The organism is Thiohalorhabdus sp., assembly GCF_046545655.1.
Classification (GTDB): Bacteria; Pseudomonadota; Gammaproteobacteria; order Thiohalorhabdales; family Thiohalorhabdaceae; genus Thiohalorhabdus.
Genome location: NZ_JBKGZG010000011.1, coordinates 16,325 through 28,733 on the forward strand (window position 1 = coordinate 16,325; position 12,409 = coordinate 28,733).

Sequence of the window (12,409 nt, forward strand, 5' to 3'; positions counted from 1 at the left end):
GTCTCAGTGGAAGAGGTGCCCCCGCCGCAGCTGGCCCTTCCGGTTGAAGTGGTGGTGCCCCTTCCGGCGCAGGAAGAGGCCCTTCTGCGCCCGCCTCGACCGGCGGGACATATACACGGGGATGGCAATGGCGGAGACCAGAGCGACCCCGATGGACCCCAGGTAGGCATAGCGGGGCATCCTGCTGCGTTCTTTCATGGTCCTTCCCCTATGGTTGCCGGACGGCCGAGCACCCCACGTAGGGGTGGAGGGTCCTTCCAGGGCTTCATTCATTGAGAGAATGCGCCCGAGGGGGGAGTTCCGGGTATAGGGGAGGGCGCCTAGGGAACCGGCTCCGGACGTCTCAGGACAGAAGCTCCTGGCCCACGGGCCGGCGGACCGTCGACGGGACCTTCCCTTCCACCAGCTCCAGGAAGCCCGCTCCGAAACGGGCCACCTCCTCCCAGTCCGTGAGCTCCCAGTCCCGGCTGGTGTCGGTGGGGCCGCCGGCCCGGGCGATGATGCGCCGCATCACCCAGCGCTTGAGGCTTCCGTACCGGGTATAGGGGATGGCCCCGGCGAAGGTGGCCCACCGGTCCGGCTGCCAGCCCTCCTCGGCGAGGAAGACCTCCACCAGCTCACGGATCTGGGCCTGGGCGGCGGGGTCGGAGCTGGCCGCCGACCCGCTCACCGAGTAGAAGGCGGAGGGGACGGCGCGCAGGTCCGAGAGATGCCGGCGGATGAAACGCCGAATGTAGGCCTGGTGGTGGCCGGCATGGAGGGAGGCGCCCACCAGGACACCGTCACAGGCGGCCGGGGACAGGCCCTCGGGGAGCTGGTCCCCCCGGTGCACCTCCACATGGTGGTCGGCGCGCCGGATCTGCCCGCCGAGCGTCTCGGCGATCTTGCGGGTCTGTCCCTCGCCGGTGCCGTACACGATCAGGATGCGCATGCCGCCCTCCCCCGCCTCGAACCCTGTTCCCTGGCAACCGGGGCTTTTCGGAGGCCCTGGGAAAACCATTAGCAGAGGTTGAGCGGGGGAGGCATGCGGGGATACCCGTACAGGTCAATAAACGGGCACGAGGTGGTAGCCCTGCTCCTGGTAGCCGATCACGGAGACGAAGCCATCCCCCACCACCTCCAGGCCGGAAAGGAGGCGGTCGGCGTCGGTGTCGGTGACCTCGAGCGCCACGTTGCACACCTCCAGGCGGACGTTGTCCAGGGAGCGCAGCTTGTCGATGCCCTCGCGGACCTTCTCCAGGGCCTCCGCGTGCTCCAGGGCCTCCAGGCTGTCGGGATCCTCCTCGGTAAGGAACTGCACGGAGGGGCCGATGAAGGTAAGGACGAAATCCGGCTCCACTCCCTGCTCCTCCAGGCTCCGGTAGGTATTCGGAATCAGGTTGAGGTAGAGGCCCAGCTTTTCCGGGTTCCCGATGTCGACGAGGAAGACCCCCTTGCCCTCTTCCACCCCCTCCAGGGCGGCGGCGTCATCGAAGTCCGCCGCCCCGGCGGCCGGCACGGCCAGGACCAGGATCCCCGCCAGAAGCGCCCGAACCAATGTCCGCATCGTGTCCTCCTGTAGAAAACCGAATGTGTGTTCGGCGCATTCATACCGGAATTGCTCGGTCCAGGAAAGGAAACACCCGGACACCGCGCGGACGACGAGCATGGGCCCCCAAGGCGCGGAGGGCCGTAGGCGGAGCCCACGCTCGCGTTGTATCCTGGCAGGATGCGCAAGGATCTCGACATCGACGCCCTGCGGGAACGGCTGCGCGCCCGCCTGGCCGAGCTGGAGGCCGGCCATGAGGCCCGCACGGAGGCCTCCCGGACCGTGGACCTGGACCAGGCCCGCACCGGACGGCTGACACGCATGGACGCCCTCCAGCAACAGGCCATGGCCCAGGAGAGCAACCGGCGCGCGCAGCTGGAGAAGCAGCGCATCCGCGGGGCCCTGCAGCGGATGGAGTCCGGAGACTACGGCTACTGCGTCCGTTGCGAGGAGCCCATCGGGGTGGGCCGCCTGGAGGCGGACCCCTCGGTCACCCTCTGCATCGACTGCGCCAGCGGCGAGGATTGAGCCCCCGCCCAGGAGCCCCGGCCGTGTTTCGCAAGGACCTGATCCCGATGCTGCGGGACAACCCCATGGGGGTCGGCGAGCTGGCCCGGACCACGGGACTGCGGCCGCGGGATCTGGCCGGGGAGCTGGCCGGGGAACTGGAGCACCTGCGCCAGAGCCTGCGCAACGAGGCCTGCCGGCTGGTGATCCTTCCGGCCACCTGCCGCAAATGCGGCTTCACCTTCGACGCCGACAAGCTCACCAAGCCCGGCAAGTGCCCCCGCTGCCGGGGGACCTGGATCCAGGAGCCGCGCGTAAAGATCGAAAAGGCCTGATCCCGGCTTGCGGCTTCCCTCTCAGCGGGCCGAAACGGCCCGCCGCGGGGTCCTCCGATTCGGCATCCCGGGCCGGGCACTGCCCGTCCTTCCGCAGGCGCCCTTCCCCGTCCACAAGCGGCAGGTCCCGGATGCGCCGGCCCGTGGCCGCGCACACCGCGTTGGCGGCCGCCGGGGCCAGAGGCGGCACCCCGGGCTCGCCCACGCCGCCCAGATCGCCGCCGCCCTCGAGGATGGCCACCTCCACCGCCGGCATCTCGGGCAGGGTGAGGATGGGCTGGTCCGCGTAGGTGGCCTCCACCGTGGCGCCGTCGGCGAAGGTGATCCCGCCGCGGAGGGCAGCGGAGAGGGCGAAGGCCACGGCGCCCTCCATCTGCGCCCGAATGCCGTCCGGCTGCACCGCCCGGCCGCAGTCGATGGCGACGGTCACCCGGTACACCGTCGCCCGGTCGGCGGCGTCAACGGCCAGCTCCACCACCTCGGCCACGATGCTGCCGAAGGAGCGGTACACCGCCAGCCCCTGGTGGCGGCCCGCCGCCGCCCGGCCCCAGCCGGCCCGCTGAGCCGCCTCCTCCAGCACCGCGCGGTGGCGGGGGGCTTCCGTCAGGTGGTCGAGGCGAAAGGTCAGAGGGTCCTGGCCCGCCGCGGCGGCCAGCTCGTCCAGGAAGGATTCGAGGGCGAAGGCATTGTTGGAGGCCTCCACGGACCGCCAGGGTCCCGTGGGGATCCCGGGGTCCGCCTCCACTCGCTCCTCGCGGTAGTGGTGCAGGTCGTAGGGTACCGAGATCCCCCCGAGCGCCATGCGGGGGCCGGCGAGGCGCATCCACCACGCCTCCAGCCGGTCTTCGTCGTCCAGGGCGGCGCGCAGGCGGGCGGCATGCCCCGGGCGGTAGAAATCGTGGCGGGTATCGTCGGCCCGGGTCCACAGCACCTGCACTGGACCGTCCACGTGCCGGGCCACCGCCACCGCCTCGCGCACGAAGTCCGTCTGCAGCCGCCGGCCGAAGCCACCCCCCAGGAAGAGGCTGTGCACCTGGACCCGCTCCGGGGGCAGGCCCGCCGCCTCCGCGGCCGCCTCCCGGGCATCCCCCGGGGCCTGGGTGCCCACCCACACCTCGCAGCGCTCCCCCTCCACCCGCGCGGTGCAGTTCATGGGCTCCAGCGGCATGTGGGCGAGGTACGGGGTGGCGTAATCCGCCTCCACCACCCGGGAGGCCACCCGCAGGGCCTCCTCAGCCCGGCCCAGGGGGGCCCGGGCCTCCCCGGGCCGCTCCAGTCCCTCCCGAAGGCGTCGGTGGACCGCCGTGCTCCCCAGCCCGGCCATCGGGCCGGGATCCCAATCCACGCGGAGACGGTCCCGGGCGGCCTCGGCGGCGGGGAAATCGGCGGCCACCACGGCCACTCCATGGTCCAGGGGCACGGCCCGATGGAAGCCCGGCACCCCGGCCGCATCGGCAACGTCGTAGCCCCGCAGCCGCCCGCCGTGGGTGGGGCTGCGCCGCACCACCGCCACCCGCATGCCCGGAAGGTCCACGTCCTGACCGTAGACCGTGCGGCCGGTCACCATGTCGGGGGCATCGAAACGGGGGATGGAACGGCCCACCAGGCGGAACCGCTCCGGGGACTTGAGGACGGGGTTCCGGGGCGCGTGCAGCCGGACGGCGCGGTGCGCGAGCTCGCCGTACCCGAGCCGGCGCCCGGTATGGGGATGGAGGACCCCGCCCGACTCGGCCCGGCAGCGGTTGGGGGCCACCTCCCACCGCTCCGCCGCCGCGCGCACCAGGACCTCCCGCGCCGCGGCGCCGGCCCGCCGCAGGGGGCCCCAGGCCCCGCGGACGGAGGTGCTGCCGCCGGTGACCTGCCGGCCCAGGAGGGGGTTGGTGTAGTCGGGGTGGGCCGGGGCCAGCTTCACCCGCACCTGGGCGGGGTCCACCTCCAGCTCCTCCGCCAGCAGCAGGGCCTGCCCGGTGAGGGCCCCCTGCCCCATCTCCGCGCATCCGACGGTCAGGGCCACCGTGTCGTCCTCGTGAACGCGCACCCACGGGTTCAGGACCACCCCGGGGTCCGGGGCCGACCCCGGACCCCGCAAAAGGGGGCCTTGGCCGGAGGGCGCGGAAACGCCCTCCCGGAGGTGGCGCGCCGCGCGGTGCACGGCCCGCCGGATGCGGAGGTAGGTGCCGCAGCGGCAGAGCACCGGCCCCAGGGCCGTATCCACCTCGCCTTCCGTGGGCTCGGGACGCCGGGCCAGCAGGGCGGCGGCCGCCATCTCCTGGGCCGGCTGGCAGAAGCCGCATTGGGGCACCTGCTCCTCCAGCCAGGCGCGGAGCACCGGGTGGTCGGGATCCGCCGCCAGCCCCTCGATGGTGGTTACCGCGCGGCCCCGGGCCTCGGCGAGGGAGGTGGTGCAGGCATGCACCGCGGCACCGTCCAACTGAACCACGCAGGCCCCGCACACCCCCACCCCGCAGCCGTACTTGGTGCCCTTCAGCCCCAGGTCGTGGCGCAGGGCCCAGAGGAGGGCTCGGTTATCCCCGGCCTCCACGCGGCACGGCCGGCCATTGACGGTCAGCTCGATCATGACGTCCCCCGGAGCGGCGGTTGCTCCCCCCACCTTGGCACCGGTGGGGGCCGGGGTCAGTCCGGGCGGGCCCCTCGCACGGGACGGCGAGGGCGGGACCGGTCCGGTCCGGGCCAGGAGGCAGGGGCGCGCCCCGAGCCGGACCGGGCCTCACCGGCAGAAATACCGCTTCTCCCGGGAATGGACGATCCCCAGGAACAGCTCCGCGTGCACCAGGGCCGCCACCACCACCCCCAGCCAATCGGGCCATCCCCGCATAAGGCTGTGGAACTCCACTCCCGCGTAGCCGAGCAGCAACAGCACAGAGGGATAGACGGCCACCGCCGCCACGAACAGGCTCCAGAAGGTCCAGCCGATCGCGGCCCGGACCTCCAGAAACAGGGGAACACTCAGCAGCAGGACCACGGGATAGGCCCCCAGCGCCCAGGCCGGTACCGGATCCTCGGGGGCCAGAGAGCTTCCGCCCCCGTCGGCCCAATCCAGGGCCATGCCCGAGACCAGCCAGACCATGAAGAACACGGTAACGCCCGCCAATGGACTGACCAGAAATGCGAAAATCGTGCGCATGGCACCGAACCTCCCGAGCTAGGGTTTGCACTCGGGACGGGTAGAGCAAAAGGCGGACCAACCCGCTATTGGGCTGAATCCCCTGGAGAAGGCCCCGAGGGACCTGGATGCTCTCCGGGCGCACTGGCGCCGGACGGCGACGCCCCGCACGCCCCGTGTACGGCAGATCCCTGAATGCGTAAGGGAATCCTCCCAGGACGTGAGGCGACAGCCGGGGTGCCGAAGGAAGATCCCCCCCCCCCGGGCCTAGCCCACGGCTCGGGAACCTGGACACGATCATTGAAGGGGGGGCGGTCCTTGCGGGTAAGCTGAAGGGAGGAGTCTCGCATCCCTCGAATCACCGGTTACGAAGGAGGGGGCCGGCCCCACCTCGAGCCCGGAAGGAACCGGAGGATTCCGGTGCCATACAAAGCCCCCCACCGCCCCGACGCGCCCCTTGCCCCGCTGTTCAACCGGGGGTTTGGTGTTTCAATCGATTGGATAACAGGCTATAAGGAGGGCATGGGCCTCGATGCCAGCCTGGGGAGGCCTCGTGGGTCCGCCCTGGCCAGAGGCGGCCGGCCGGCACGGCGGCCAATGGGTGCGCAGCAATAAAGGGGAGAACAATGGAGAGCGCTAGTGGGGACGAGCCCCATTCTTCGCCAGGGGCCTCCCTTTTCGACCAGCTTTTCCGCCACGCCCCCTTTCCCCAGGTCCTGGTCGACCCGGAACAAGGCACCGTGCTCCGGGCCAGCCCCGCCGCCTGCGACCTCCTGCAGGGGCCCGGCGAGGACCTGGAAGGCGTCCCGCTGGCCGACCTCTTTCCGGAGCCCGAGGACGACCTGGCCGAGTTCCTGGACCGACTCACCCGGGAGTGGTCGGCCTCGCTGCGCGCCCGGATCCCCCCGGCTCGGGTCCTTGAGCTGCGGGGCACGGCCCTGGAGACCGGGGAGGGCACCCGGGTCCACATCGCCCTGCAGGACGTCTCCGCCGAGACGGAGCTGACCGCCGCGCGCGGCTTCCGGGAATCCCTGGTGGAGCATTTTCCCGACGCGGTCTTCCTGAAGGATCGCCAGGGGGTGTACGAAACCTTCAACGCGGAGTTCCTGCGGCGGCTGGGCAGGGACCACGACGAGGTGCTGGGCGTCCGGGACCGGGAGGTGGTCCCTCCGGAGCTCGTGGAGCACTGCACCGCCACCGACCGCAAGGTGCTCACGGAGGAGCGCCCCTACGTCACCGAGCGCTGGCTGCAACGGGACTCGGGCGAATGGACCCTGCTGCAGATCCTCAAGCTCCCCTACCGGGATACCGACGGTCATCTGCACGGCGTGATCGGGGTATGCCGGGACGTAACCGAACTCCACCACACCGAGCGGCGCCTCCGTACCAGCGAGCATCAGCTCCGGGAGATCCTGGAGGCCTCCCCCGAGGGTCTGTGGATGGGCGACTTCGAGTCCCTGGAGACCGTGGAGGTGAACGGCGCCCTGTGCGAGATGCTGGGGCGCTCCCGGGAGGAGCTCCTGGGCACCCGCCCCGACGAATGGATCGAGCCGGCGGATCGTCCCGCCTTCTGGGAGGAGGCCACCCGGCGCCGGGAGGCGCAAACCCGGCGGTACGAGATCAGCCTCCTCACCCAGGCGGGGGATCGGGTTCCGGTGGTGGCGAACGTGAGCACCTCCTATGACCCGGAAGGCGCCCCGCGGTACTCGGTGGCCTTCGTCACCGATATTACCCACCTCAAGGAGACGGAACGCTCCCTGCAACGGGTCGCCGACATCCTGGAGGCCTTCCCCGGGCCCGTGATGCTCTGCAGCACCGATTTCAAGGTGCTCTATCAGAACCGCTTCGCCCGGGAGACGCTGGGCGACTACCAGCCCGGGACCACCCCGGTCAGCGCCCTCGCCGGGGACCACACGGCCCATGAGATCCTGCAGCGGCAGGCCGTCCCCACGGCCCGCGAGGACGGGTCCTGGACCGGCGAGGTCTCCCTGCTGGACCGGACGGGGCGCGAGCGGCCCTTCCTGATGACGGTGCTGGCCCACCCCGAATCCGATGGGCAGGTGGAGCGGCTTTCCGCGGTGGGGGTGGACATCGCCGGGGAGAAGGAGGCCGAGGCCCGGGAGAAGCACTACCTGGAGCAGCTGAACCGCGTGAGCCGTCTGATCTCCATGGGGGAGCTGGTCTCCGTCCTCAGCCATCAGCTCAACCAGCCGCTCACGGCCCTGAGCAACTACGCCACCGCCGGCACCCAGCTGCTCGCCCAGAAGAGCGCCATGCCCTCCCAGATCCAGGAGCTCCTGGAGGGAATGGGGAGCGAGGCCCAGAAGGCCTCGGGAATCCTGACCCACATCCGCAGTTTCCTGAAGGGTCAGGCCCCCGACCTCCGGCCCCTGGAGGTCAATCCCCTCATCCGGGAGCTGGTGCCCTTCATCTGCACCGGCCACTCGGGGAAGGTGCCCCCCATTGAGCTGGACCTCGACGAGGACCTGCCCCCGGTGAAGGCGGACGGCATCCAGCTGCAGGAGGCCGTCTTCAACCTGGCCCGCAACGGGATCGAATCCTGCCGGGAGCGGAACCCCGAAAGCCCCGGACCCTTGATCCTGCGCACCCGGAGGACCGAGGAAGGGGCGGAGATCCGCGTCATCGACCACGGCACGGGGCTGCCCGACGGCCTCGACCTGGAGGCCCTGGAGCCCTTCTTCACCACCAAGGAGAAAGGGCTGGGCCTGGGCCTCTGGATCGTCAAGTCCATCGTCCAGAGCCACGGCGGCCGGCTGGACGCCTGGAACCACCCCGACAGACCGGGCGCCACCTTCCGCATCGCCCTGCCCGCGGCCGCGTAGCCCACCGACAACCTACCGACCCCAAGGCCCCCGAACGTGTCCCGGGACGGCCCGGTTTGTCCAACCCTGTAGATCCCCCGTTTCACCTCCCCGGACAGCGAAACGACCGGACAGCACCCACCCCTTACCGGACAAGGTTTCAGGGGCTGAAGGGCTCCTGTATTTTAGTGGGTTCTAATCTACTCAAACCAAAAGGGGAATTCATGCGGAAGATTCTGCTGTCCGCCGTCCTAGCCCTCGCTTTCCTTGCCGCCCCGGCCCAGGCCATGGACATGGAGCTTTACTCCGGGGACACCTTCGAGTACGCCGAAACCAGCGAGGACGAGAACTTCGTCTACGCCGACCTGACCTTCGGCGGGGAGCTCCTGCTGCTGCCCTTCTTCGACGGCTGCTGCAACATCGACATCCTCGTGGCCGTGATCGAGCCGGAGTCAATGAGCTTTTTCTCCGACACTATCGAGAGCGGGGAGAACGTCTACACCGAAACCCTGTCCACGGGCGAAACCGTCTATATCGCCAGCCTCGAGGGGGTGCTCTACACGGAGGGGCAAATCGGCGTCATGGCCGACCGCATCGGGGAGATGGCGGACCGGATCGTCTACACCGAAGAGCTGATCGTGGAGACCGAGAACCTGATCGTGGACGTTACCCGCTTCTCCCAGGCCAACCTTCTGACCTTCGTGGACATGCTGAACCCGCTGAAGATTCTGGAATAGCCGGGATTCCCCCGCACGTCACCCGGGCTGCGCGCCCGGGTTCCGTTGCGGGGCCTGTTTGGCCTGGCCAGCCCCTCCGGCACCTTTCCTCAAACCACCAGACTCGGCTCCTTGCGGCCGGTGATGGCGGTCACCTCCGCCACCTCCCGCACCGCCTCGGCGACGTCCTTCAGCACGTCCCGGCACTCGTCGTTGTGCCGCAGCGGGTCGCCCTCCCGCTTCTCCAGGTAGATCCGCAGGGTGGCACCGGCGGTTCCCGTCCCGGACAGACGCAGGACGGCCCGGGCGCCGTTGTCGAACCAGAGGCGGATGCCCTGGCCCGTGGTGGTGTGCCCGTCGATGGGGTCGGTGTAACCGAACTCGTCGGCCTCGGTGACGCGGGGGCCGGCCGCTGTGGGAGCCCCCGCCAGACCGGGGAGCCGGTCGCGGAGGTGGGCCATGAGGCGCTCGCCCTGCTCCCGGGTCAGCCCCTCGTAGTCGCGGCGGCTGTAGAAGTCCCGCCCGTACCGGGACCAGTGGCCGCGCACCACCGCCTCCACCGACTCCCGGCTGGCGGCGAGGATGGAAAGCCACGCCAGAACGGCCCACAGGCCGTCCTTCTCCCGCACGTGGTCGGAGGAGGTGCCGAAGGACTCCTCCCCGCACAGCTGGACGCGATCGGCATCGAGGAGGTTGCCGAAGAACTTCCAGCCGGTGGGGGTCTCGAAGCACTCGTAGCCCCGGGCCTCGGCGACCCGGTCCACCGCCCGGCTGGTGGGCATGGAGCGGGCCACGCCGGAGACCCGGCCGCGGTAGCCGGGAATGGCGTCCAGGTGGTCGGCGATAACCGCCAGGCTGTCGGAAGGGTTCACGAAGAAATGCCGGCCCACGATCATGTTGCGGTCGCCGTCGCCGTCGGAGGCGGCGCCGAAGTCCGGGGCGTCGTGCCGGTACATGCGCTCCATGAGGTCCCGGGCGTGCACGGGATTGGGATCGGGCTGGCACCCCGCGAAGTCCGGCTTGGGCTCGCCGTTTATGACTGTCCCCCGCGGCGCGCCCAGGTCCTCCTCCAGGATGGCTCGGGCGTAGGGGCCGGTGACGCCGTGCATGGCGTCGAAGACCATGGAGAAGGTCCCGGAGCCGAGCAGGGCCCGCAGGGCGTCGAAATCGAACAGCTCGGCCATGAGGGCCCGGTAGTCGGCCACCGGGTCGATGACCTCCACGGGCATGCCCTCCACCTCGGTGGCCCCTTCCCGGGAAAGGTCCACCTCCGCGTGCTCCTGGGTGATGTGGTAGCCGTGGATCTCCAGGGAGCGGGCGTAGATGGCCTCCGTCACAGGCTCCGGGGCGGGGCCGCCGTTGGCGATGTTGTACTTCACCCCGAAGTCGCCGTCCGGGCCGCCCGGATTGTGGCTGGCGGTGAGGAGGATGCCCCCGGCGGCCCCACGCCGCCGGATGGTGGCGGAGACCGCCGGCGTGGAGAACAGCCCGTCGCGCCCCACCAGGACCCGGCCCACCCCGTTTGCCGCGGCCATGCGCAGGATGGTGTCGATGGCCGTCTCGGTGTAGTAGCGGCCGTCGCCGCCCAGGATGAGGGTGCCGCCCCGGAGCTCCGTGCAGGTATCGAGCACGGCCTGAATGAAGTTCTCCAGGTAGCGGGGCTGGGAGAACTGCTCCACCGTCTTGCGCAGGCCCGAGGTGCCTGGGCGCTGATCCTCGAAGGGGGAGGAGACTTCCTCGATGATGGTCATGATCACTCCCGGTGGCGGTCGGGGTCGGCGGGGTGGGAGGTCCGCCTCCCCGGGACCCTCCCATGATCCCATCATCCTTGCGGGGGAATTGGAAAGGCCCGGGGCATCGGGGATCCACACCCTGGACGCTCAAGGGTAGCGCAACGGGCCCGGGCCCTGAACCTCCCCGGGAGCGGCCCGCTCCGGGCCGGTGCATCCGCCCGGCGGGGCCTAGCCCACGGCGCTGGCCTCGGTTCCCCGGAAATACTCCCGGCTGATGCGGAACACCACCGGCGACAGCAGCACCAGCGCCACCAGGTTGGGGAGAGCCATGAGGGCCATGGTGATGTCCGCCAGGTTCCAGATGAGATCCAGGCTGGCCATCGCCCCCATCAGGATCCCCACCACCCAGATCAGGCGGAAGGCCTTCAGGGGCTTCACTCCCGCCAGGAACTCCAGGCACCGCTCGCCGTAGAAGGCCCAGGTCAGGGTGGTGGTGAAGGCGAAGACCACCAGCCCGAAGGCCACCACGAAATCGCCCGGGCCCGGCAGGCCCTGGCTGAAGGCGGTGGTGGTGAGGCCGGCCCCGGTCTCGCCGCTGTCCCAGACGCCCGTGGTGACGATCACCAGGGCGGTCATGGTGCAGACCACGATGGTGTCGATGAAGGTGCCAAGCATGCCCACCATCCCCTGGCGCACGGGGTCGTCGGTGCGGGCCGCGGCGTGGGCCATGGGCGCCGAGCCCAGGCCCGCCTCGTTGGAGAACAGACCTCGGGCCACGCCGAACTGGATGGCCGCCATCACCCCCGCCCCGGCAAAACCGCCCACCGCCGCGGTGCCGGTGAAGGCGTCGGTGAAGATCCGCGCCAGGCCCTGGGGGATGTCGGTGAAGTTGAAGGCCAGGATGGTCAGGGCCCCGAACACGTACACGAAGCCCATCACCGGAACCAGGGCCTCCGCCACGTGGGCGATGCGGCCGATGCCCCCCACGATCACGGCAAAGGCCACCGTGGCCATGACCACCCCCGTGAGCCAGTGCGGCGCACCCACGGCCTGGTGCAGGGAATCGGCCACGGAATTGGACTGCACGGTGTTGCCGATGCCGAAGGCGGCCACCACCCCGAACAGGGCGAAGGCGGCCCCCAGCCACTGCCAGCGCGGCCCCAGGCCGTTCTTGATGTAGTACATGGGGCCGCCCACGTGGAGATTCTGCTCATCCACCTCGCGGTATTTGACCGCCAGCACCGCCTCGGCGTACTTGGTGGCCATGCCCACCAAGGCGGTGACCCACATCCAGAACACCGCCCCCGGGCCGCCCAGGTGGATGGCCGTGCCCACCCCGGCGATGTTGCCGGTGCCGATGGTGGCGGAGAGGCTGGTCATCAGGGCGCCGAAGGGGGTGATCTCGCCCTCCCCTTTCTGGGCCCCGGGGCGGATCCCCGCCCAGAGCATGCGGAAGCCGTAGCCCAGCTTACGCAGGGGCAGCAGCCGGAGCCCGATGGTCAGGAAGATTCCCGTGCCGAGCAGGAGCACCAGCATCACCGGGGTCCAGAGCACCCCGCCGACGGACTCCAGGAAGGTGTTCAGTTGTTCCATGCGGTTTTCCCTTTTATCGCGTGCCGGGCCGCCGCCCCCTGGGCCGGGCCG

Annotated in this window: 11 protein-coding genes; 4 read left to right on the forward strand and 7 right to left on the reverse strand. The window is 70.4% G+C overall.

Going from position 1 to position 12,409, the window contains the following annotated elements; genetic code table 11:
* Positions 1-3 precede the first annotated feature (3 nt).
* The 3 genes from ACLFRB_RS04085 to ACLFRB_RS04095 form a co-directional block, all read right to left on the reverse strand.
* Complete coding sequence (locus tag ACLFRB_RS04085) at positions 4-198, reverse strand: hypothetical protein (protein ID WP_411067730.1); 195 nt, start codon at positions 196-198, stop codon at positions 4-6.
* A gap of 145 nt (positions 199-343) precedes the next feature.
* A complete protein-coding gene (locus ACLFRB_RS04090; RefSeq protein ID WP_411067731.1) occupies positions 344-931 on the reverse strand; it encodes a flavodoxin domain-containing protein in 588 nt (195 codons plus the stop codon).
* 114 nt (positions 932-1,045) lie between these two features.
* Positions 1,046-1,546, reverse strand: coding sequence for a DsrE family protein (locus tag ACLFRB_RS04095; protein WP_411067732.1), 501 nt, complete (start codon positions 1,544-1,546; stop codon positions 1,046-1,048).
* Positions 1,547-1,708: 162 nt separating this feature from the next.
* Here ACLFRB_RS04095 and ACLFRB_RS04100 point away from each other — a divergent pair, with 162 nt between their 5' ends.
* Together ACLFRB_RS04100 and ACLFRB_RS04105 are read left to right on the forward strand one after the other, a co-directional pair.
* A complete protein-coding gene (locus tag ACLFRB_RS04100; RefSeq protein WP_411067733.1) occupies positions 1,709-2,056 on the forward strand; it encodes a TraR/DksA family transcriptional regulator in 348 nt (115 codons plus the stop codon).
* A gap of 23 nt (positions 2,057-2,079) precedes the next feature.
* Positions 2,080-2,370 (forward strand): transcriptional regulator, encoded by a 291-nt coding sequence (locus ACLFRB_RS04105; protein ID WP_411067734.1) that lies wholly within the window; start codon positions 2,080-2,082, stop codon positions 2,368-2,370.
* On the opposite strand, the gene ACLFRB_RS04110 is transcribed toward ACLFRB_RS04105, so the two are convergent.
* Both ACLFRB_RS04110 and ACLFRB_RS04115 read right to left on the reverse strand, forming a co-directional pair.
* Complete coding sequence (locus ACLFRB_RS04110; protein ID WP_411067735.1) at positions 2,294-4,948, reverse strand: molybdopterin cofactor-binding domain-containing protein; 2,655 nt, start codon at positions 4,946-4,948, stop codon at positions 2,294-2,296. The two genes, ACLFRB_RS04105 and ACLFRB_RS04110, sit on opposite strands and share 77 nt — an antisense overlap.
* Positions 4,949-5,098: 150 nt before the next feature.
* Positions 5,099-5,515: a hypothetical protein gene (locus ACLFRB_RS04115; RefSeq protein WP_411067736.1), complete on the reverse strand. Its 417-nt coding sequence runs from the start codon at positions 5,513-5,515 to the stop codon at positions 5,099-5,101.
* 605 nt (positions 5,516-6,120) lie between these two features.
* Here ACLFRB_RS04115 and ACLFRB_RS04120 point away from each other — a divergent pair.
* Positions 6,121-8,337, forward strand: coding sequence for a PAS domain S-box protein (locus ACLFRB_RS04120; protein WP_411067737.1), 2,217 nt, complete (start codon positions 6,121-6,123; stop codon positions 8,335-8,337).
* A gap of 203 nt (positions 8,338-8,540) precedes the next feature.
* A complete protein-coding gene (locus tag ACLFRB_RS04125; RefSeq protein WP_411067738.1) occupies positions 8,541-9,053 on the forward strand; it encodes a hypothetical protein in 513 nt (170 codons plus the stop codon).
* Between the two features lie 89 nt (positions 9,054-9,142).
* Here the strand turns inward: ACLFRB_RS04125 and ACLFRB_RS04130 are convergent, their stop codons facing one another.
* Positions 9,143-10,783: an alpha-D-glucose phosphate-specific phosphoglucomutase gene (locus tag ACLFRB_RS04130; RefSeq protein WP_411067739.1), complete on the reverse strand. Its 1,641-nt coding sequence runs from the start codon at positions 10,781-10,783 to the stop codon at positions 9,143-9,145.
* A 210-nt stretch (positions 10,784-10,993) separates the two neighbouring features.
* Positions 10,994-12,358, reverse strand: coding sequence for an alanine/glycine:cation symporter family protein (locus tag ACLFRB_RS04135; protein ID WP_411067740.1), 1,365 nt, complete (start codon positions 12,356-12,358; stop codon positions 10,994-10,996).
* Positions 12,359-12,409: the final 51 nt, after the last annotated feature.